Genomic DNA, 20,748 nt, shown 5'->3' on the forward strand with positions numbered 1-20,748 from the left:
CATTCTCCCGGTCCGAGGCGGGGATAGGCGTTATGGTGATGTGATCCCTGCGGCACGGCTCCCGCCCCGGGGCGGGAGCCGTCGTCGCCGCGTGTCGAGAGAAGGTGCGTCGTGCCCGCTGAACCCCCTGTGCCCGCCGCTGATCCCGGGACGCCCGCTGAGGCGCCGCATCACGAGGCGCCGGGCGCCTACCGGGTGCTGACCATGTCCTCCATCGCCTTCACCCTCATGTTCGCGGTGTGGCTGATGTTCGGGATCCTGGGCAAGCCGATCCAGAAGGAGTTCGGCCTCGACGCCGTCCAGTTGTCCTGGATCAGCGCCGTCGCGGTCCTCAACGGCTCCATGTGGCGCTTGCCCGCGGGGATCCTGGCCGACCGCTACGGCGGCAGGATCGTCATGACGGTGATGATGGCCCTGGGCGCCGGGGCCTGCGTGCTGGTGTCCATGGCCTCCAGCTACGCCATGCTGCTGGTCCTGGCCTTCTGCGTCGGCATCGTGGGCAACTCCTTCTCCAGTGGCATCGCCTGGAACTCCGCCTGGTTCTCCGAGAGGCACAAGGGCCTGGCCCTGGGGGTCTTCGGGGCGGGCAATGTGGGGGCCTCGGTCACCAAGCTCATCGGCCCGGGCATCATCGCGGCGACGGCGGGCTCCACCTACCTGCTGGGCATCCAGGGCGGGTGGCGCCTCATCCCCGTGGTCTACGCCGTGCTGCTGGTCGTGTGCGCGGTGACCCTGTGGCTCATCACCCCGAGCCCGGACCGCAAGCCCGGCCGCTCCACCCCGGTGCGCGTCATGCTCCGGCCCATGTCGGATATCCGCGTGTGGCGCTTCAGCCTCTACTACGTCATCGTCTTCGGCGCCTACGTGGCCTACTCGGCGATCCTGCCCGGCTACTACCAGGACGCCTTCGGGGTGTCGCTGGGCACCGCGGGCCTGCTGACGGCCTCCTTCATCTTCCCCGCCTCCCTGCTGCGCCCCCTGGGCGGGTGGGTCTCGGACAGGTGGGGGGCCCGCGCCGCCATGTACGGCACCTTCCTCATCATCGGGGCGGTGCTCACCGTCCTGTGCCTGCCCTCGGGCGTCGATGAGCAGGGCAGGGCCTACGGGCTGCCCCTGTGGCTGGTGGTGCTGCTCATCTTCCTGGTGGGCTGCTCCATGGGCATCGGCAAGGCCGCGGTCTACAAGCACATCCCCACCTACTTCCCGGGCAATGTGGGCTCCGTGGGAGGCCTGGTGGGCATGCTCGGCGGCCTGGGCGGCTTCTTCCTGCCCCCGGCCTTCGCCTATATCGAGGGTCTGACCGACCTGACCTCCACCCCCTTCATCGTCCTGACCCTCATCACCGGGCTGACCCTCATCTGGATGCACCTGGTCATCACGCGCATGAGGCGCGCCCAGCCGCAGGCCGACCTCATCGACGTTCCTGCGGCGTCGGCCGCCGAGGCCGGGAGCTGAGGCCGGGAGCCGACGCCGGCCGGTGGGTCCGGCTGCCGAGACGGGCCACCCGGCCCCGGGATCGGTGCGGGAGATGGACCCCTGCGCCGCCGGCACCACCGAGGTCCGTGGCGCGCCGCGTCCCTGCCACCTGGTGAGGGCGGCAGGGACGCGTGAGTGCGGGACGCCTGGAGGCCGGGCCCGGCTACTCGACCTCAGCCAGCAGGGCCTGGACGCGCCCGACGCCCTCGGCCAGGTCGTCGTCGCCCAGGGCGTAGGACAGGCGCAGGAAGCCGGAGGGGCCGAAGGCCTCACCGGGGACCACCGCCACCTCGGCGTGCTCCAGGATGAGCCCGGCCAGGGTGGCCGAGGAGTCGATCCCGGTGCCGCGCAGGGTGCGCCCGATGAGCCCCTCGACGCTGGGGTAGGCGTAGAAGGCGCCCTGGGGGACCGGGACGGTCAGGCCCTCAATGGCGGTGAGCATCTCGATCATGGTGCGACGGCGCCGGTCGAAGGCCGTGCGCATCTCCTCCACCGCGGCCAGGTCCCCGGCCACGGCCGCCAGGGCGGCGCGCTGGGAGACGTTGGCGACGTTGCTGGTCAGGTGTGACTGGAAGTTGGTGGCCGCCTTGATGACGTCGCCGGGTCCGATCATCCAGCCCACGCGCCAGCCGGTCATGGCGTAGGTCTTGGCCACCCCGTTGAGCACGATGGTCTGCTCGGCCAGCTCGGGGACGAGGGCGACGATGTGGGCGGGGGCGGCGCCGTCGTAGAGGAGGTGCTCGTAGATCTCGTCGGTGATGACCCAGATGCCGTGCTCCAGCGCCCACTGGCCGATGGCGGTCAACTCGGCGGGGGTGTAGACGCTGCCGGTGGGGTTGGAGGGGGAGCACACGAGCAGGGCCTTGGTGCGCTGGGTGCGGGCGGCCTCGAGCTGGTCGACGGTGACCTTGTAGTCCTGCTCGGCGCCGGCGAAGACCTCCACGGTGGTGCCCCCGGCCAGTGCGATGGCCTCGGGGTAGGTGGTCCAGTAGGGGGCGGGAAGCAGGACCTCGTCGCCGGGGTCGACGACGGCGGCGAAGGCCTGGAAGACGGCCTGCTTGCCGCCGTTGGTCACCAGGATGTCCTCGGGGGAGGGCTCGTAGCCCGAGTCCCGCAGGGTCTTGGCGGCGATGGCCTCGCGCAGGACCGGCAGGCCCTTGGCGGGGGAGTACTTGTGGTTGGCGGGGTCCTTGGCGGCCTCGACGGCGGCCGCGACGATGTAGTCGGGGGTGGCGAAGTCGGGCTCCCCGGCACCGAAGCCGATGACCGGGCGGCCGGCGGCCTTGAGGGCCTTGGCCTTGGCGTCCACGGCGAGGGTGGCGGAGGGGGCGATGGCGGACAGGCGGGCGGAGACGCGGCTCTTGGGCGCGGTGCTGGCTGTGCTCACGGCTCCCATCGTCCCACACCGCCCTGCCGTGCCGCCCGCTCAGGGCGCACGGGGATGGTCGTGTCCTCCAGGCGGGCCCGGTGGGCCTCGGGGCGGTGCCGGCCAGCTCTGGAGGCGTTTTCCGCGCGGGGCGGCCCGACGCATCCGCTCCCCTCCCGCTGGATGCGGCTGCCTGTGGGATGCACGTGCTCGTGGGCATGTGCGGGGCTCAGATGGGCGGCGTTTGGCGGAAAGGTCGTCACTTGGCGGAATGGACGACACCTACAAGGTACGTCCATTCCGCCAAGTGACGACCTTTCCGCGAAGTGGGGTTCAACCTATGCGCCCACCTCAGTACCGCAGGCCGCCCTGCCAAGCGCATGCGCAGCCTTCCAGGGAGGGACGACTACTCGCGGGCCGGGTGGGGAGTCCTTTCGCCTGTCGCCTCGATGGGCAGGCCATTGGCCGAATCGGGGTACAGGTCCAGGAGGTAGCTGTAGCGCCGTATGGGGGCGCCGGTGATCCTCGCGGTCTCAGCGGCACGAGCGGAGGCTGCCCGCAGGTCGGCGGCGAGCTCGCCGATTCGAGGCCCGAGTCGTGCGGCGTCCTCCTCCAGGAGCCACACCGTGCCATCGGCGTGGTGAGTGGGGGTGAGCCCGGTGAGCTCCGCGGCGCGCAGAGCATCGGCGTGGCGCAGGTGGATGGTCCGCATGAGGTCGGTGAAGGCGGCGGCAGTCGGGGCATCGGAGTCGTCGCTGCGTGCCCCGTTGAGGATCTGCGGTGAGGCGGTGTACCAACGCTCGTGGGCGGCCGCGCCTGCTGGGGGCTCGGCCGCCACGAGGAGCCCTGCCCTGTGCAGGGTGCTGACGTGGTAGCGCACGACATTGCCCGGCTCGCCCAGGGCCTGAGCCAGGTCCTGGGGCCGCAAGGGCTGAGAGGAGCTGCGCAGCTCCTCGATGATCCGCAGCCGCAGGGGATGCGAGATGGCGCGCAGGGCTCGGGTGTCTGCAGAAACCTCAGGCATGGGATCAGGGTAGCGCCGACGAGCGCGGGCGGCAGGAGTTGTTGCGCAGCAGTTATTGCGCAACAACTCCTGCTCTCCTATGCTGGGTGGGTGCGAGGCGTTGATGGTTGCGACGATGGTTGCGAGCAGTGTGACCGGGGCGCGAGGCATCCTCCGTCGCTGTGGCGGAATCGCGACTATCTGAGGTGGTTCACCGGCGATTTTCTGGGTGATCTGGGATCCTCCCTGCGGGGCTTCGCGATGCCCCTGGTGGCATTGACGATCGGTGGGACGGCGACCAGCTCGGGGATGATCGGCACACTCACCCGAGTCGCCTGCGTGGCGGCGCTCGTGCCCGGCGGCGTGCTCGCCGACAGGGTGAACCGGCGCGGCCTCATTGTTCGAGGGCACCTCTTACGCGCGGTGGTCTTCACCGCCGTCGTACTGGCCTGGTGGTTGGGGGCGCTGAGCATGTGGGTGCTCTGCCTGGCGGCCGTGTGCTCAGGCGCTATGTCAGGGGTCTTCGGCCTGGCCTCCGATGCGGCCGTCAAGAATGTCGTCCCGGAGGATCAGCTTCCCTCCGCGGCGGCGGCCAACCAGGCTCGGTCTAGTGCTGTGGAGCTGGTCTCCTCTCCACTGGCAGGCCTGCTCCTGGCGGTATCACCCGTGCTTCCCTTCCTGGCGGAGGTATCAGGTCACGTCCTCGGGGCTGCCTGCGCGGCCGGGATCGAGGCCGACATGGAGCCTGGTGACGAGGGCGAGCCGGTCGAGCAGGAGCCGCGCTCCTTCATCCGTGACCTGCGGCAGGCCTGCCGGCTGCTGGCCTCCCAGCCGCCCCTGCTGGCTCTTGCCGCCGCCTGCTCCTTAGGAAGTGCGGCCCTGACGGGCTTCTTCCTGGGGCTCATGCTCTGGTGGAGGCTTCAGGAGGTCCCGACCGCGCAGATCGGGCTCCTGCTGACGGCTCCGAGCGCGGCGATGCTCCTGGGGGCAGCCCTCGCGCCCCTGATCATCGACCGCCTGCCGGCGGGGGCGATCCTCATCGGCTTTCAGGCCGTCCATGCGCTGGTACTGCTGTCCTGTGCACTGACCCGGGTTCCGCTTGTTCAAGCGGCTCTTCTCGCGTGCGCCGGGCTGATCCTGCCGGTGTGGAACGCTGAGGCGAGCGCGCGCATGATGCGCCTCATCCCCAGTGGTGGCATGGGGCGAGTACTGGGCCTGATCCAGACCTTGATCATGGCGCCACCGATCCTCGCCCCGTTCCTGGCGGGGCGCGGCCTTGATCTTCTTGGGGGGATGCCCACCCTGGTGCTCTTCGCCGTCGTCGATCTGCTTGCCGCTGGTGTCCTCATCGGGGCCCGCGGTGCATGGGTGCGGCCGCGCTTGGAGGCCGGGTGGGCCGTGGGCCGGTAGTGCCCCTCGATTGCTCCGGCCTCACACGGGTTGGGGTGGGGCGGTCGTCAGTCAGCGGAACGAGCGATGGCGGGCGGGCGCAGACCCGTGCTCCGGCGGCGGTGCGGGCCGTGCTCAGGAGGTCCACGGCTCCACGCCGGTGGCCTGGAGGATGCGGGTGAGCATGGCCACCCGCGTGGGCAGATCCGCCTCGGCGGGCACCTGGCACTTGGCGCCCAGGTAGCCGGCGGCAGGAGCCGTGGAGTCGGGCCCGACGGCGGCCAGGGCGCACTCGCGCACGCGCGCGGCGCTCATCGCCGAGCCCGGCTCGTCGGTCTCCAGGGGCAGGTGGCCGTCCATCCAGGCCTTGGCGTAGGGGGTGTCCACCGGGCCGGCCCCCGAGAAGGCCACTCCCTCCAGGACCCCGGCGGCCCGGGCGGTGCGCACATGCTCCAGTGGGACCCCGGCGTCGTGGGCCTCCAGGGCGCTGCGCCCCCAGTTCAGGCTCATGCGCACCCCGGGATGGTCCAGCTCGCGCAGCACCTCGAGCTCCTCGGCCAGGGTCAGCATCCGCTTCTCCCCGCGGTCGTCGCTGACGTAGGCGTCGCAGTGCTCCACCAGCAGCAGCGCCCCGCCCCAGTCCCAGTCGGCCACCTCGGCCAGGGACTCCCCGAAGGCCTCCGCCACGTGCGCCACCCCCGGCGCCCCCGAGGGCGCCGAGTGCAGCTCGACCCCGGCCACGACGTCGCGCCCGGCCGCCTCCCGCAGGGCCTCGACGCCGTCGCGCACGGCGCGGGTGAAGGCCAGGGCCTCGGTCCGCCCGGTGCGGTCGGTGGAGGCCAGGCCGAACGTGGCGGTGGCCCACACGCGCACCATGGTCCCGGGGATCGCGGTGACGATATTGCGGTCCCAGGCGGGGGCGAGCCGCCCCACCAGCCAGTCGATGCCGGCGGGGCCGGCCAGGTCGTCGCGGAAGGGCAGCTCCAGGCCCCGGACGTTGGGGACGGCGGCCAGCAGCCGGTAGTACTCCTCGACCTCCTCCTGCCTGCCCGGCAGGGAGGCGTAGGCGCCCAGAACGGCGATCGGGCGTGGCGAGGGGCCGGCGGTGGCTCCGGCAGGGCTGGCCGGGCCGGTGGGGCCCGAGCTGGGGCCGGTGGCGGGGCCGGCAGTAGGGCGGGCGGTGGGATCGCCGGTGGGGGTCATGCTCTCCTCCTTGAGCGCAATGGGTGCGATGGGGCCGGCAATGCTGCCGGGACCGGTGGGGGCGCCGCCGGTGGTGGGCGACGTCGTCGCAGCCCCACCGAAGCATCAGACATCAGATGATACGCCACCGGCGACGTGTCGCAGCCCACGGCGGCAGGCTGTCGTGGAGGGCTGTCCATGTGGCAGACTAGGGCACCGCTGAAGGGCAGTGGCGCAATTGGTAGCGCACCGGTCTCCAAAACCGGCGGTTGTGGGTTCGAGTCCCGCCTGCCCTGCTGAGAACGGCGGATCTGTCGGGGGATCCCGTCGGTTCCGTCTTCTCGCCCGTATGCGGGCACTGACCGAGCCGTATGACCCTGAGGACCGACATTCATGAGCGAGAGCGCAGCGAGCACCCCCCGCAAGAGCCGTGGCGGCATCTTCGGGCGTATTGCCCTGTTCATCCGCCAGGTCATCGACGAGCTGCGCAAGGTCGTGTGGCCTACCCGCTCCGAGATGAGCACCTACTTCGTCGTCGTGGTCGTCTTCATCCTCGCCATCATGCTGTTCACCGGCGTGCTGGACTTCGTCTTCAACCGCGCCGTCACGTGGATCTTCGTCTGAGCGCGGACTGGGCTGCCGATCAGCAGCCTCCCGGGCGCGCCTGACATACTTGGGGGCCGTGCCCCGCCCGCATCGAGCCACCGGAAAGCAGGTACACCATGTCAGAGGACACCTCCGCCCAGCCCTTCGCCGAGGGCGTTGAGGACGTCGAGGGCGCGCAGCAGGCCACTGCCCCGCAGGTCGACGAGCACTCCGAGGCCACTGGGTCCAACGGGGCCGTCGAGTCCCCCGAGATTGAGGCCGCCGCCCAGGAGGCGCCGGTGATCGACCCCCTGGAGGAGTTCCGCAAGCAGATGTCCGCCCTGCCCGGGGAGTGGTACGTGCTGCACACCTACTCCGGCTATGAGCGCCGGGTGGCCACCGACATCATGACCCGCGCCGAGAACTTCGAGGTCGAGGACTACGTCTTCGATGCCACGGTCCCCATGGAGACCGTCATCGAGATCAAGAACGGGTCCAAGAAGAAGGAGGTCTCCCGTGTGCGCATCCCCGGCTACGTCTTCGTGCGCATGGATCTGGACGACCCGGAGACCTCCGACCGCGTGTGGCGCACCATCAAGGACACCCCGGCCGTCACCGGCTTCGTCGGCGACCGCTACAACCCGGTGCCCCTGACCTTCGAGGAGGCCGTCTCCCAGCTCGGCCCCACCCCCGAGGAGGTGGCCGCCCAGCAGGCCGAGGCCCAGGCTGCCCCGGAGTCCGGCTCGGGCACCCAGATCACCGCGGACGGCAAGGTCTTCGAGGTGGCCTTCGAGGTGGGCGAGTCCGTCATCGTCACCGACGGGCCCTTCGAGACACTGCCCGCCACCATCGCCGAGATCCACCCCGAGACCCAGAAGCTCCAGGTGCTCATCTCCCTGTTCGGCCGCGACACCCCCGCCGAGCTCTCCTTCACCCAGGTCGCCAAGATCTGAGGCGCCCCGCATCCCCGCCGCAGCCTCCCTGCGGGCCGCGGCGGGGCAGGGGCGGGAGCCGAGGATCACAGCTCGGCTCCTGTGAAACCGCGCACCGAGCGCCCTGAGGAGTCCCGGGCGGGGCTACGATGGGCGCTTGTGCGTGCCCACGCATGCATACACTGCACGGCAGGCGTGCAGCATCTTCCGGACACGATAAGGACCCAACTATGGCCCCCAAGAAGAAGGTCGCCGGGCTGATCAAGCTCCAGATCCAGGCCGGCCAGGCCAACCCCGCTCCGCCGATCGGCCCCGCCCTGGGTGCCCAGGGCGTGAACATCATGGAGTTCTGCAAGGCGTACAACGCTGCCACCGAGTCGCAGCGCGGCAACGTCATCCCCGTGGAGATCACCGTCTACGAGGACCGCTCCTTCACCTTCATCACCAAGACCCCGCCGGCCGCCGAGCTCATCAAGAAGGCCGCGGGCATCTCCAAGGGCTCCGCCACCCCGCACAGCGCCAAGGTGGCCTCCCTGAGCGCCGACCAGATCCGTGAGATCGCCGAGTCCAAGATGCCCGACCTCAACGCCAACGACATCGAGGCCGCCTCCAAGATCATCGCCGGCACCGCCCGCTCCATGGGCATCACCGTCGAGGCCTGAGGCACCCCGATCACCCACCGGGGCGCCTGAGGGCGGCCCGGAGCGCGGGCCCAGGGCCCGGCGCACCCACCAACGCCATGAACCACCCGTGGTAGGGCCCAGCGCGGCCCGCCAACCACGACTGCTAAGGAGAAGCAGATGACCAAGCGCAGCAAGGCCTACCGCGCCGCCGCTGAGAAGATCCAGTCCGGAATCCTCTACACGCCGGCCGAGGCCGTCCGCCTGGCCAAGGGCACCACCGTCACGAAGTTCGACTCCACCGTGGACGTCGTCTTCCGCCTGGGCGTGGACCCCCGCAAGGCCGACCAGATGGTCCGAGGCACCGTGTCCCTGCCGCACGGTACCGGTAAGACCGCCCGCGTCCTCGTCTTCGCCCAGGGTGAGCGTGCCCAGCAGGCGCTGGACGCCGGGGCCGACGAGGTCGGTGGCGACGAGCTCATCGAGAAGGTCGCCGCCGGCTACACGGACTTCGACGCCGCCGTGGCCACCCCCGACCTCATGGGCAAGGTCGGCCGCCTGGGCCGCGTCCTGGGCCCCCGCGGCCTCATGCCCAACCCCAAGACCGGCACCGTGACCATGGACGTGGCCAAGGCCGTCACCGACATCAAGGGCGGGCGCATCGAGTTCCGCGTGGACCGCGCCGCCAACCTCCACTTCATCATCGGCAAGGCCGGCTTCACCGAGGACCAGCTGCTGGACAACTTCCAGGCCGCCCTCGATGAGGTCCTGCGCCTCAAGCCTTCGACCTCCAAGGGCCGCTACATCCTCAAGGCCACCATGAGCACCACCATGGGCCCCGGCATCCCGGTGGATGTCACCAAGGCCTGAGGTGCCCTGAGGCCTTTCGGGGCACGGCAGCCGGCGCTCCGAGCCCGCTGATCCGGGCTGCCTCCGCTGCTGAATCGACGCCGTCGGCCGTCTCCCCGCGTGGGAGGCGGCCGACGATGTCTCTCACTACTCCCCGGGGCCTCCCCGTGGAATGGGGTGAGGCATGGGCTCCACACGCCTTTTCCCCGTGGGAACCTGCCCATTTCTCTGTTTCGGTGACCCTTCTACGGTGGTGCCAATTCCTCAAGCCGAGACGGCTGGCGAGGAGTGGCAATCGAGCGCGATGGAGGTTTCGTCATGATGAGGATGACTGGGCGGGCTACTGGGCGAGTACTCGCTGCGATGAGTGCAGCCGGGCTGGCGCTGGGGCTGGCGGGATGCCAGCTCACGGGAGGAGGGGGCGATGATGCGGCCTCGCCACCTCCTGCCTCCGCGGCCAGCAGCGCAGGCGCGGCTACGAGCGGTGCTGGTGGCGAGGGCGGGGGAGCGCCGGGGAATCTCGGCTCCTATGAGACGACCGTTGAAGGGAATGCGGCCACCGTCACCCTCAACTCGGTCGATGGCACGGGGAGCACGATCACCGTCACCTTCACCGTGACGAATAATGACCCGGACGATGACATGTGGGTCTATGAGACCTTCTCCGACGGTGATGACGCCGTTCCGCAAGCCGATGGCAAAGCCTCCCCCGGAGGGGATACGAACAATGCCGACGGCCTCACGCTGACCGAGCCCTCCTCCTCGACGGTCTACCGGGTGGCCTATGACGGTAACGGCGGCTGCCTGTGCTCCGGCCCCTTGACGGAGTATGTGAAGCCGGGGAACTCGCTGGTCCTGCAGGCGACCTTCGCCGGAGTTCCCGCCGAGGCCTCCACAGTCACGGTCGCCATCCCCGGCGGGGGCACCTTCAGCAATGTGACGGTGGCCCGATGAGACCCGGGGTGCTTGGATCATGGGCCCGTGAGTGTCGGGGCCGTCGTAGGAGGGTGCGGTTCTCACTCCTGCCGGGTGTCGCGGCCCTCGCCGTGGGGGCGCTCCTTCCCGCGCCGGGCGTTGCGGTCCCCGCCTCCTCAACGCCTTCAGGCAGCGCTGCCGTCGAGAGGATCCCCCCTGAGAGCACCGGCCCGGCAGTACCCCGAACCGCGGACCTCATTGTGCGCGCGATGGAGCCCATCTCCAGGCAGGGCAGCGTCGATAGCGCGGTCACCTACTCCTCCGACGGCTCGACGACGACGGCCTCCCTGTCCGGGGACGTGAACTTCGACGTCGATTCAGCGACGCTCACCGATCGTGCCAAGCAGGTGCTGGATGAGATCGTCTCGGGGTGGGGCGGCACTCCGCCGGAGTCGGTGGCGGTGGTGGGGCATACGGATTCGGTGGCTGATGATGCGCATAATCAGACGCTGTCTGAGCAGCGGGCGCAGGCGGTGGCCGACTACCTGACCTCCAAGGTGCCCTCGTTGACGGTGGAGTCCTCGGGTAAGGGTGAGAGCGAGCCGGTGGCCAGTGAGACCAAGGAGGACGGCTCGGTCAGTGAGGAGGGCAGGGCTGCCAACCGCCGCGTGGAGATCACCTGGCAGCAGTAGGAGGCATCGTGCGCCGTCGGCCGTCTCCCCGCGTGGGAGGCGGCCGACGGCGTCCCCATGCTCCCCGGGGCCTCCCCGTGGAATGGGGTGAGGCCCGGGCCCTGCACGTTCTTTCCCCGTGGGATCCTGCCCATATGCCCGCAATGGCGGCAGTTCTACGCTGGGAGCAGCGGCGGGCCGCGGGGGCCTGCTCGATCATGGAGGTTCGCGATGATCCGCACGACGATCCGCACTGGCAGGACCACGGAGAGGGCCGAGGGCGGTGGGGCAGCCCGGCGCTGCGCCTTGCCGCTGGGCGGACGACGCCGTCGGCTGCTGGCCGCCGTGAGCGCCGCCGCCCTGGCCACCGGCACGCTGGGCGCCTGCTCCTTCCTCGGAGGCGGCTCGGAGGAGTCCGCCGACGGCGGCTCGCAGCAGGCGTCGAATGCTCCCGCGGCTGTCACCTCCGTGCTGGAGTCCACCCGGGCCTCGGCTGGCTCCACCGAGCCGGTGCCGATCTCTACTGAGCTTCCGGTCCTCGCCTCGCGGGAGACCTCCCAGAATGGGCGATCATTGACGATGACGCTGAACTCGGTGACCGTCTCGGGCGGGGTGACAACCGTCCTGTTCTCCGTGACCAATATGGGTTCTGAAGGCTCTGATCACTGGCAGGTGGGTAGCAACCTCGCCGACGATATCAGCGGTGTGCCCCTCAACGCTGAGGGGGCTGTCAGTAACACCCCTGTACGGGACGATAATGCTGACGGCGTCACTATCATCGACACGGCCAACAGTCAGGTCTACCGGGCCGCCTATGACACTGGGGGCAGCTGCCTGTGCTCCTCGGGGCTGTCGGGCGTATTCGTGGATCCTGGTCAGACAGTGGTCTTCCAGACCAGCTTCGCCGCCCTGCCCGAGGATGTGAGCACCGTGACGGTGACGATCCCGCTGGCCGGCTCCTTCGACAACGTGTCGGTGACGCGATGAGTGCCCCGGGAATCCGCAGAGCACATCGCGGCCTCCTCAGGGGCGCGGGCACCCTGGCGGCCCTGGGGGTCGTCCTGAGTGGGATGGTGGGCCCGGCCTGGGCCGATGACGAGTCCTCCGAGGACCCCAAGGGCGGCGTGGCCACGAGGACCTCAGGATCGGTCACCCACCCGCCGGCCGTTATCGGCGAGGCGATCCCGCCGGCCTCCGTCCGGCCCGATATCGCACCGGTGAGGCAGATCGTCATGCCGAGGATGGACCTCGTCCTGCGCGTGGGCGCCTCCGATGGCGCGGTCACCAAGGACTCCGACGGCACGAAGACCAGGGCGACCCTGTCGGGCGACGTCAACTTCGAGACCGACTCGGCCACCCTCACCGATCGTGCCAAGCAGGTGCTGGATGAGATCGTCTCGGGGTGGGGCGCCACTCCGCCGGAGTCGGTGGCGGTGGTGGGGCATACGGATTCGGTGGCTGATGATGCGCATAATCAGACGCTGTCTGAGCAGCGGGCTCAGGCGGTGGCCGACTATCTGACCTCCAAGGTGCCCTCGTTGACGGTGGAGTCCTCGGGTAGGGGTGAGAGTGAGCCGGTGGCCAGTGAGACCAAGGAGGACGGCTCGGTCAGTGAGGAGGGCAGGGCTGCCAACCGCCGCGTGGAGATCACCTGGCAGCAGTAGGAGGTCCCTCGTTTCGCGAGCCGTCGGCCGTCTCCCCGCGTGGGAGGCGGCCGACGGCATGCCCGGCCCGCTCAACTGATGGCCAAGGCCCAGACCAGCAGGACTCCCGCAATGAGGTAGGGACCCAACGCCACGGAGTCCTTGAGGCGCGCCCTCCTGAACACGATGAAGGCGAGGGCGGCCAGTCCGCCGATGAAAGCCCCCGCCGTCAGCGCCCACAAGGGGGCCAGGAAGGAATAGCCGCCCAGCCAGAGCCCCACCACACCCATGAGCTTGACATCCCCGTAGCCCATGCCGGATCTGATGCGGGAGAGCAGGTAGGTGATGGCGTACGCCAGGGCTGTGGCCCCCAGCCAGGACAATGCGGTGGGGGCATGGGGGCTGGTCGCCAACCGCACCGCGCCGCTGAGGATGGCGAGCAGCGCAGCGATCAAGAGCAGGGCGTCGGGCAGTCGATGGCATACCGCATCCACGGCACCGGCCTGGCAGAGAATCGCAGCGATCGGTGCGGCCAGAAGCCCGTCCATCGGCGCATCGCAGGCAGCTGCCCACCCGATGACGAGGGCTGAGACGACGAGCGCCAGCCCGGTCTGCCATGGTGGGCTCAGGAGCCAGGTGTAGCGGGGCGGCGGATCCTCGACGGCCCGGATGTAGACGCGGCACCATGATGACCCACTCCTGCCCACCAGGACGGCGCACAGGGCAGTGACGAGCACTCCGGCAATGCCCGTGAGGATCCCGCTCATCCCCGGGACTCCGCCGACGGCCCCGAAGCCGGGGACGCATGGTGGGTGAGGAGGCGCCAGTGGCGCACACGGGGGCCGGTGGCGGTGTTCCGCGGTGCGCTCGCCCTGCTCATGGGCGCTGCCAGTGCGATGGCATGATCGGTGCGCGGCAGGGCCCGCCCGTGCGGGCAGGTGGGGGCGGTGATCGACATGCTCCAAGCCTGGCAGAGCAAGGGGCCCCGTGCGGGCCCGATGCCGCGTGATCCGGAGGTCGGGAGCTCCATGCTTCGACCCATGCGGGAACCAGGCCATCCGCCCCGCGTGACCAGCCCCACGGCCTCGGGCCTTGCGGCAGCGGCGCCGTCGGCCTGTACAGTTGGCCCCGCCAAAGACCGCAGGTCCCCCACTCCGGTGGGGCCAAGTCCGCCCACGGCGGAGCCGGCGCAGGTGAGACGAGACCCGGCCGGGCTGCCCCGGCCCGCGAGCCCCGTGCCCACCGGCGCGGGGCTCTTCTGCTGAGCGGGCCCTGCGGCAGACCACGGAAGGAGGGCTCATGGCACGGCCTGACAAGGAAGCAGCCGTTGCTGCACTCGCGGACAAGTTCCGTGAGGCGGACGCGGTCCTGCTCACCGAGTACCGGGGACTGAGCGTCAGCCAGCTCAAGGAGCTGCGCCGTGCTCTCGCCGGTAACGCCGAGTACGCCGTGGTGAAGAACACGCTTGCCGCGATCGCCGCCCGCCAGGTCGGCCTCGAGGCCTTCGCCGAGGACCTCAAGGGCCCCTCCGCCCTGACCTTCGTCACCGGTGAGCCGGTTGAGGCCGCCAAGGCCCTGCGTGACTTCGCCAAGGACAACAAGCAGCTCGTCATCAAGGGCGGCGTCATGGACGGCGATGTGCTGTCCGCCGACGGCGTGGACAAGCTCGCTTCTCTCGAATCCCGCGAGGTGCTGCTGGCCAAGGCCGCGGGCGCTATGAAGGCGTCCCTGTCCAAGGCTGCCTACCTCTTCGCCGCACCGGCCTCCCAGGCCGTGCGCACCGTCGACGCCCTGCGCGAGAAGCAGGAGACGGCGGCCTGAGGCCGCACGCGTCATCCACCACCCCTGCACGCGCAGGAACCACACCAGGAAGGAACGCCCATCATGGCGAAGCTGACCACTGAAGAGCTCATCGAGCAGTTCAAGGAGCTCACCCTCATCGAGCTCTCCGAGTTCGTCAAGGCCTTCGAGGAGACCTTCGACGTCACCGCCGCCGCCCCGGCCGCCGTGGCCGTGGCCGCCGCCCCCGGCGCCGCCGGTGGCGAGGCCGCCGCTGAGGAGAAGGACGAGTTCGACGTCATCCTCGAGGCCGCCGGCGACAAGAAGATCCAGGTCATCAAGGAGGTGCGCGCCCTGACCTCCCTCGGCCTGAAGGAGGCCAAGGAGCTGGTCGACGGCGCCCCCAAGGCCGTCCTGGAGGGCGCCAACAAGGAGGCCGCCGAGAAGGCCAAGGAGCAGCTCGAGGGCGCCGGCGCCACCGTCACCCTCAAGTGAGTCCCGCCCCGGCGTGGCGCCCGGTAGTTGCCGGTGCCGCGCCGGGGGACTGCTTCCACGTGGCCCCGTCCACCCCTGCGGTGGGCGGGGCCACGTCGCGTTCCTGGGCCCGGGGGTGTCGGGGCGTGCCGGGGGCCGCAGGTTGGGCGTCACGTGGCGACTTGGGCGTCGCCTGGCGGAATGGACGTACCTTGCAGGTGTCGCCTTTTCCGCGAAGCGACGCACTTTCCGCCAAGTGACGCTCTTCTTGCGCCCGGCCGGCCCCGCATCCTCCCGACGACGGCGCACCGGCCCGCCCTGCGATGCCTCCCCGCACCCGCTCCCGTCTCTGCCCACTGCCTCCCGGCCCCCTCCCGACGACGGCGGTCGCGCTCTGGTCGGGGCCGGCCGGCGGTCGCCGGGCGGGCACGTCGTCGGGACGGGGGAGCAGTCGGGAGCCCGGGACCGGGAGCCGGAGTCGCAGTGGCGGTGCCTCGCATGTTGGTCCCGCTCGGCTGAAGCACGGCCATGGCGCCATTCCGGCCAGAGCCGTGCACCTCAGGTGTGGAGAAGTGCGCAGAGAGCCCCGCTGTCCACAGGCAGCCCCTGCAGGGCGCGACATCCCCGCCCGCCCGCCGCACACTCCGGTCATGACTCCCGCAACGCACTACCCCATGTCCCCCAGGCTCCGCGTCCGTCTCGTCAGGCACGGCCGCGGTGGCCCCGCCCACTCGCGGCGCACGAACGAGCTGCCCATCATGCGTGGCTATTCCCTGGTGACCAGCCCCGACCTCGCCCCATGGGAGCAGCGCACCGTGGTCTCGCTGGCGCGCGCCATCGCGGCGCTGCAGCGGGCGCCGGCCGCCCGGTGCCTGACTCACAGTTCCGCAGCACTCGTGCTGGGGCTGGGGATGTGGAGCCAGGAGCCCGATGTCCACCTCGCCACGGCGAGCCGGCCCCGCCGTACTGCCACGCGCCTGCCCGCCGTCCACTACCCCCGCACGGGCCCGCCCACCCCGGCCCCGGGCGGGTCGGCCACAGGAGTGCAGCGGGTCCGCCTGTGCCGCAAGCGCCTGGACGTGCCCGACGAGGACATCATCGAGGTGGCGGGCCTGCCGGTGACCACCGCGCTGCGCACCGCCTTCGACTGCGCCTGCGACGAGTCGGCCCACAACGCCCTGTGCATCGCCGACTCCGCCCTGCGCCTGGTCTGCGACCCCTGCGCGTGGCGTCCCGGCGAGTGCGAGGCGCCCTTGGCGCAGGCCCGAGCAGCCTGGCAGCGGATGATCGAGGCGAGCGCCGGCAGGCATGGCATCCGGCGGGCTCGGGCGATTCTGGCCGCCGCCAGCCCGTGGTCGGAGTCACCCGCCGAGAGCCTGGTGCGGTGGCTCGTGCTGGCCCTGGGCCTGCCGGCGCCCGAGCTCCAGCACCCCGTGGAGGGCCGCCGCGGCACCAGGTACCTGGACCTGAGCTGGCCCGGCCTGCGGATCGTGCTGGAGGTGGACGGCCGCATGAAGTACCAGGCGCCGCAGGACCTCTACGACGAGAAGCTCCGCCAGGACGACATCCACGCCCAGGGCTGGACCATGCTGCGCATCCCCACCGAGGACCTGCGCGACCTGCGCGCCCTGGCCGGCCGCATCCTGGCCCTCTTCCCCGCCCCGGTGCTGGCTGGGCTGAGGCCCGACCCCCTCCTGCGCGGCGCGGGACTGTGGGGCTCGCACTCCGAGGGGCCGGTCCTGCTGTGAGCCTGAGCCGTGGGAGGGACCCGGGTGCGCCCGGCGCACGGGCGGGTCGGCGGTCGCCGGGTGGGTGCGTCGTCGAGGCCCGGCGGCCGCAGGATCGGCGTCACGTGGCGACTTGGGCGTCGCCTGGCGGAATGGACGTACCTTGCAGGTGTCGCCTTTTCCGCGAAGCGACGCACTTTCCGCCAAGTGACGCTCTTCTTGCGCCCGGCCGGTCCCGCTCATCGCCAGGAGCCCAGCGGCGCCGGGACGCTCTGGACGGGATGCGGCCCGCCGGGGGCGTGAGCGTGGGGCAGTATGCGCGACTGTGGTGGGAATCGCAAGAAGCGGGTGCTGCTGGGCATGGCTACCTGTGGGGCGGGCGTGTACGCTAGCGCTTTGCGTCCATTGTGTGTACTAGCGCCAGTGGTGTGTCCAAGCCCGGGGCCCAGCCGCCCCGGTGAGGCACTCCGCCGGGGCCCGCACCCAGTGTACGAAGAGTGATCCCCGATCTGAGGGAAGGATCCCCTTTGGCTGCCTCGCGCACCTCTGCACCTACCGCTGCTGACATCGCCGCTCGCACAGCGTCACGCCGTATCAATTTTGCGAAGATCGCGGAGCCCATGCAGGCTCCCAACCTCCTCGCCCTCCAGACCGAGAGCTTCGACTGGCTCGTCGGTAACGAGAAGTGGCGGGAGCGTGTCACCGCCGCCAACAAGGAGCGCCCCGGCTCGCTGCCGGAGACCTCGGGCCTGGAGGAGATCTTCGACGAGATCTCCCCGATCGAGGACTTCGCGGAGACCATGGCCCTGTCCTTCCACGACCACCGCTTCGAGGAGCCGAAGTACACGGCCGAGGAGTGCCAGGAGAAGGACCTCACCTACGCGGCCCCCCTGTACGTGGTGGCCGACTTCGAGAACTTCTCCACCGGCGAGATCAAGTCCCAGACCGTGTTCATGGGCGACTTCCCGCTCATGACTGAGCGCGGCACCTTCATCGTCAACGGCTCCGAGCGCGTCGTGGTCTCCCAGCTGGTGCGCTCCCCGGGGGTGTACTTCGAGCGCACCACCGAGAAGACCACGGACAAGTTCGTCTACAACGTCAAGTTCATCCCCTCGCGCGGGGCCTGGCTCGAGTTCGAGATCGACAAGTCCGACCGCGTCGCGGTGCGCATCGACCGCAAGCGCAAGCAGGACGTCACCGTCTTCCTCCTGGCCTTGGGCATGGATGAGGCCGAGATCCGCAAGGAGTTCGAGGGCTACCCGGCGCTGACCTCCGCCCTGGACGAGGACCGCAAGGTCACCACCCAGGACGAGGCCCTGCTGGACATCTACAAGAAGATCCGCCCCGGTGAGCCGCCCAGCGTCGAGGCCGGCCGCACCCTGCTGGAGAACTTCTACTTCAACCCCAAGCGCTACGACCTGGCCAAGGTCGGCCGCTACAAGATCAACAAGAAGCTGGGCCTGGTCACCGACCTGAGCGACTCGGTGCTGCGCATCGAGGACATCGTCGCGGCCCTGAAGTACCTCCTGGCCCTGCACGCCGGCGCCGAGAGCGTCGAGGGCGTGCGCGACGGCGAGATCACCCAGATCGCCGTGGAGTACGACGACATCGACCACCTGGGCAACCGCCGCATCCGCGCGGTGGGCGAGCTCATCCAGGCGCAGGTGCGCACGGGCATGAGCCGCATGGAGCGCCAGGTGCGCGAGCGCATGACCACCCAGGATGTCGAGGCCATCACCCCCAACACGCTCATCAACATCCGCCCGGTGACCGCTGCGATCAAGGAGTTCTTCGGAACCTCCCAGCTCTCGCAGTTTATGGACCAGAACAACCCGCTGGCGGGCCTGACCCACAAGCGACGCCTGAGCGCCCTGGGCCCCGGAGGCCTGTCGCGCGAGCGCGCCTCCATGGAGGTCCGCGACGTCCACACCTCCCACTACGGGCGCATGTGCCCCATCGAGTCCCCCGAGGGCCCCAACATCGGCCTCATCGGCTCGCTGGCCACCTTCGGGCGCATCAACCCCTTCGGCTTCGTGGAGACCCCCTACCGGGTGGTCAAGGACGGCCAGGTCACCGATGAGACCCACTACCTGACGGCCGACGACGAGGACCGCCACGTCATCGCCCAGGCCAACGTCACCCTCACCGAGGACGGCCGCTTCGCCGAGGACCACGTCCTGTGCCGGGTCACCGGCGGCGAGCCCGCGCTGGTGCCCTCCAGCCAGGTCGACCTCATGGACGTCTCCCCGCGCCAGATGGTCTCGGTGGGCACCTCGCTCATCCCTTTCCTGGAGCACGACGACGCCAACCGGGCCCTCATGGGCGCCAACATGCAGCGCCAGGCCGTGCCGCTCATCCGCCCCGATGCGCCCCTGGTGGGCACGGGCATGGAGCGCCGCACGGCTGTGGACGCCGGGGATGTGCTGGTGGCCGAGAAGGCCGGCGTGGTCACCGAGGTGTGCGCCGACTTCGTGCGCGTGGCCAACGACGACGCCACCGAGACCGTCTACAAGGTCGCCAAGTTCCGACGCTCCAACCAGGGCAACTGCTACAACCAGCGCGTGGTCTCCACCGAGGGCGAGCGCGTGGAGGTGGGCAGCGTCCTGGCCGACGGCCCGGCCACCGAGGGCGGGGACCTGGCCCTGGGCCAGAACCTGCTCGTGGCCTTCATGACCTGGGAGGGACTGAACTACGAGGACGCCATCATCATCTCCCAGAGGGTGGTGGCCGAGGACATGCTCACCTCGATCCACATCGAGGAGCACGAGGTCGACGCCCGCGACACCAAGCTGGGCGCCGAGGAGATCACCCGCGACATCCCCAATGTCAGCGAGGAGACCCTGGCCAACCTCGATGAGCGCGGCATCATCCGCATCGGCGCCGAGGTCCGCAGCGGCGACATCCTCGTGGGCAAGGTGACCCCCAAGGGGGAGACCGAGCTGACCAGCGAGGAGCGCCTGCTGCGCGCGATCTTCGGGGAGAAGGCCCGCGAGGTGCGCGACACCTCCCTGCGTGTGCCCCACGGCGAGTACGGCATCGTCACCGGCGTGCGCGAGATCGACGCCGCCTCCGACGACGCCGAGCTGCCCGCGGGCGTCAACCGCATGGTGCGCGTCTACATCGCCCAGCGGCGCAAGATCACGGTGGGCGACAAGCTCTCGGGCCGCCACGGCAACAAGGGCGTCATCTCCAAGATCCTGCCGGTGGAGGACATGCCCTTCCTGGCCGACGGCACCCCGGTGGACGTCATCCTCAACCCCCTGGGCGTGCCCAGCCGCATGAACGTGGGCCAGGTCCTGGAGCTGCACCTGGGATGGGTGGCCTCCCGCGGCTGGGATGCCAGTGCCGCCCGCGAGGCCGGCGAGGAGTGGACCCTGCGCCTGCCGGAGAACGGCATCACCGCCGAGCCCCGCACCCCCGTGGCCACCCCGGTCTTCGACGGCGTGCGCGACGACGAGCTCATGGGGCTGCTGGACTCCACCCTCCCGGGGGAGGACGGCCTCCAGCTCGTCCAGCCCGACGGCAAGGCCCGCCTGTTCGACGGCCGCTCCGGGGAGCCCTTCCCGTACCCCATCTCGGTGGGCTACATGTACATCCTCAAGCTCCACCACCTGGTGGACGACAAGATCCACGCCCGCTCCACCGGCCCCTACTCGATGATCACCCAGCAGCCGCTGGGCGGTAAGGCGCAGTTCGGCGGCCAGCGCTTCGGCGAGATGGAGGTGTGGGCCATGGAGGCCTATGGCGCCGCCCACGCCCTCCAGGAGCTGCTCACCGTCAAGTCCGACGACGTCAACGGCCGCGTCAAGGTCTACGAGGCCATCGTCAAGGGCGATGACATCCCTGAGCCCGGCATCCCCGAGTCCTTCAAGGTGCTCATGAAGGAGATGCAGTCCCTGTGCCTGAATGTGGAGGCACTGGACGCCGAGGGGCACGCGATCGGCCTGGACGACAACGACGAGGACTCCCACCGCGCCGTCGAGGAGCTGGGCTTCGACCTGGGCCGCCGCCCGGGCGGGGCCATCGCCTCCACGGTCGATGAGATCTGAGACGGGTCGCGGCTAGCACCGACAACTCCATCACGGGTCCCGGTTGAGGACCGGGGGCGGCGCAGGCACTGGGCCTGCCGGCACCGGC

General features: G+C 70.3%; 18 protein-coding genes and 1 tRNA gene. 15 read left to right on the forward strand and 4 right to left on the reverse strand.

Features of this window, described 5'->3' with window-relative positions; translation table 11 throughout:
• Positions 1-111: 111 nt before the first annotated feature.
• Complete coding sequence (locus MANAM107_RS08120; protein ID WP_223907212.1) at positions 112-1,455, forward strand: MFS transporter; 1,344 nt, start codon at positions 112-114, stop codon at positions 1,453-1,455.
• Between the two features lie 184 nt (positions 1,456-1,639).
• Here the strand turns inward: MANAM107_RS08120 and MANAM107_RS08125 are convergent, their stop codons facing one another.
• Complete coding sequence (locus tag MANAM107_RS08125; protein ID WP_223907217.1) at positions 1,640-2,872, reverse strand: pyridoxal phosphate-dependent aminotransferase; 1,233 nt, start codon at positions 2,870-2,872, stop codon at positions 1,640-1,642.
• Positions 2,873-3,248: 376 nt separating this feature from the next.
• Entirely contained in the window at positions 3,249-3,866 is a 618-nt protein-coding gene (locus MANAM107_RS08130) for a winged helix-turn-helix domain-containing protein (RefSeq protein ID WP_223907221.1), read from the reverse strand.
• Positions 3,867-4,106: 240 nt separating this feature from the next.
• Between MANAM107_RS08130 and MANAM107_RS08135 the strand changes: the two genes are divergently transcribed.
• The gene (locus MANAM107_RS08135) at positions 4,107-5,255 is read left to right on the forward strand and encodes an MFS transporter (RefSeq protein ID WP_263421889.1); all 1,149 of its coding nucleotides are present in this window, start codon (positions 4,107-4,109) and stop codon (positions 5,253-5,255) included.
• Positions 5,256-5,369: 114 nt separating this feature from the next.
• Here the strand turns inward: MANAM107_RS08135 and MANAM107_RS08140 are convergent, their stop codons facing one another.
• A complete protein-coding gene (locus MANAM107_RS08140; protein ID WP_223907227.1) occupies positions 5,370-6,437 on the reverse strand; it encodes a DUF4862 family protein in 1,068 nt (355 codons plus the stop codon).
• A gap of 202 nt (positions 6,438-6,639) precedes the next feature.
• Between MANAM107_RS08140 and MANAM107_RS08145 the strand changes: the two genes are divergently transcribed.
• The 9 genes from MANAM107_RS08145 to MANAM107_RS08185 all read left to right on the forward strand — a co-directional run bounded on the left by MANAM107_RS08145 (position 6,640) and on the right by MANAM107_RS08185 (position 12,652).
• A tRNA-Trp gene (locus MANAM107_RS08145) sits at positions 6,640-6,712 on the forward strand.
• A 97-nt stretch (positions 6,713-6,809) separates the two neighbouring features.
• The gene (secE, locus tag MANAM107_RS08150) at positions 6,810-7,040 is read left to right on the forward strand and encodes a preprotein translocase subunit SecE (RefSeq protein ID WP_223907230.1); all 231 of its coding nucleotides are present in this window, start codon (positions 6,810-6,812) and stop codon (positions 7,038-7,040) included.
• A 98-nt stretch (positions 7,041-7,138) separates the two neighbouring features.
• Entirely contained in the window at positions 7,139-7,954 is an 816-nt protein-coding gene (nusG, locus tag MANAM107_RS08155) for a transcription termination/antitermination protein NusG (RefSeq protein WP_223907234.1), read from the forward strand.
• A 209-nt stretch (positions 7,955-8,163) separates the two neighbouring features.
• Positions 8,164-8,595: a 50S ribosomal protein L11 gene (gene rplK, locus MANAM107_RS08160; protein ID WP_179900894.1), complete on the forward strand. Its 432-nt coding sequence runs from the start codon at positions 8,164-8,166 to the stop codon at positions 8,593-8,595.
• Between the two features lie 138 nt (positions 8,596-8,733).
• Complete coding sequence (gene rplA / locus MANAM107_RS08165) at positions 8,734-9,423, forward strand: 50S ribosomal protein L1 (RefSeq protein ID WP_179900893.1); 690 nt, start codon at positions 8,734-8,736, stop codon at positions 9,421-9,423.
• A gap of 342 nt (positions 9,424-9,765) precedes the next feature.
• Positions 9,766-10,356 carry a hypothetical protein gene (locus MANAM107_RS08170; protein WP_223907238.1) on the forward strand — a complete coding sequence of 197 codons (591 nt, stop codon included), beginning with the start codon at positions 9,766-9,768 and terminating at the stop codon, positions 10,354-10,356.
• 230 nt (positions 10,357-10,586) lie between these two features.
• Positions 10,587-11,009: an OmpA family protein gene (locus MANAM107_RS08175; protein WP_223907241.1), complete on the forward strand. Its 423-nt coding sequence runs from the start codon at positions 10,587-10,589 to the stop codon at positions 11,007-11,009.
• Between the two features lie 210 nt (positions 11,010-11,219).
• Positions 11,220-11,975, forward strand: a complete 756-nt coding sequence (locus MANAM107_RS08180) for a hypothetical protein (RefSeq protein ID WP_223907245.1) — start codon at positions 11,220-11,222, stop codon at positions 11,973-11,975.
• The gene (locus MANAM107_RS08185; RefSeq protein WP_223907249.1) at positions 11,972-12,652 is read left to right on the forward strand and encodes an OmpA family protein; all 681 of its coding nucleotides are present in this window, start codon (positions 11,972-11,974) and stop codon (positions 12,650-12,652) included. The genes MANAM107_RS08180 and MANAM107_RS08185 overlap by 4 nt, the downstream gene beginning before the upstream one ends.
• A gap of 71 nt (positions 12,653-12,723) precedes the next feature.
• Here the strand turns inward: MANAM107_RS08185 and MANAM107_RS08190 are convergent, their stop codons facing one another.
• The gene (locus MANAM107_RS08190) at positions 12,724-13,398 is read right to left on the reverse strand and encodes a prepilin peptidase (RefSeq protein ID WP_223907253.1); all 675 of its coding nucleotides are present in this window, start codon (positions 13,396-13,398) and stop codon (positions 12,724-12,726) included.
• 532 nt (positions 13,399-13,930) lie between these two features.
• Here MANAM107_RS08190 and rplJ point away from each other — a divergent pair.
• The 4 genes from rplJ to rpoB all read left to right on the forward strand — a co-directional run bounded on the left by rplJ (position 13,931) and on the right by rpoB (position 20,660).
• On the forward strand, positions 13,931-14,452 hold the full coding sequence (rplJ, locus tag MANAM107_RS08195) for a 50S ribosomal protein L10 (protein WP_179900890.1): 522 nt from the start codon (positions 13,931-13,933) through the stop codon (positions 14,450-14,452).
• Positions 14,453-14,515: 63 nt separating this feature from the next.
• On the forward strand, positions 14,516-14,905 hold the full coding sequence (gene rplL / locus MANAM107_RS08200; RefSeq protein ID WP_179900889.1) for a 50S ribosomal protein L7/L12: 390 nt from the start codon (positions 14,516-14,518) through the stop codon (positions 14,903-14,905).
• A gap of 737 nt (positions 14,906-15,642) precedes the next feature.
• Complete coding sequence (locus MANAM107_RS08205; protein ID WP_223907257.1) at positions 15,643-16,632, forward strand: putative endonuclease domain-containing protein; 990 nt, start codon at positions 15,643-15,645, stop codon at positions 16,630-16,632.
• 506 nt (positions 16,633-17,138) lie between these two features.
• Positions 17,139-20,660, forward strand: coding sequence for a DNA-directed RNA polymerase subunit beta (gene rpoB / locus MANAM107_RS08210; protein WP_179900870.1), 3,522 nt, complete (start codon positions 17,139-17,141; stop codon positions 20,658-20,660).
• Positions 20,661-20,748: the final 88 nt, after the last annotated feature.

It is taken from the genome of Actinomyces capricornis, from assembly GCF_019974135.1.
In the GTDB taxonomy this organism is placed as follows: domain Bacteria; phylum Actinomycetota; class Actinomycetes; order Actinomycetales; family Actinomycetaceae; genus Actinomyces; species Actinomyces capricornis.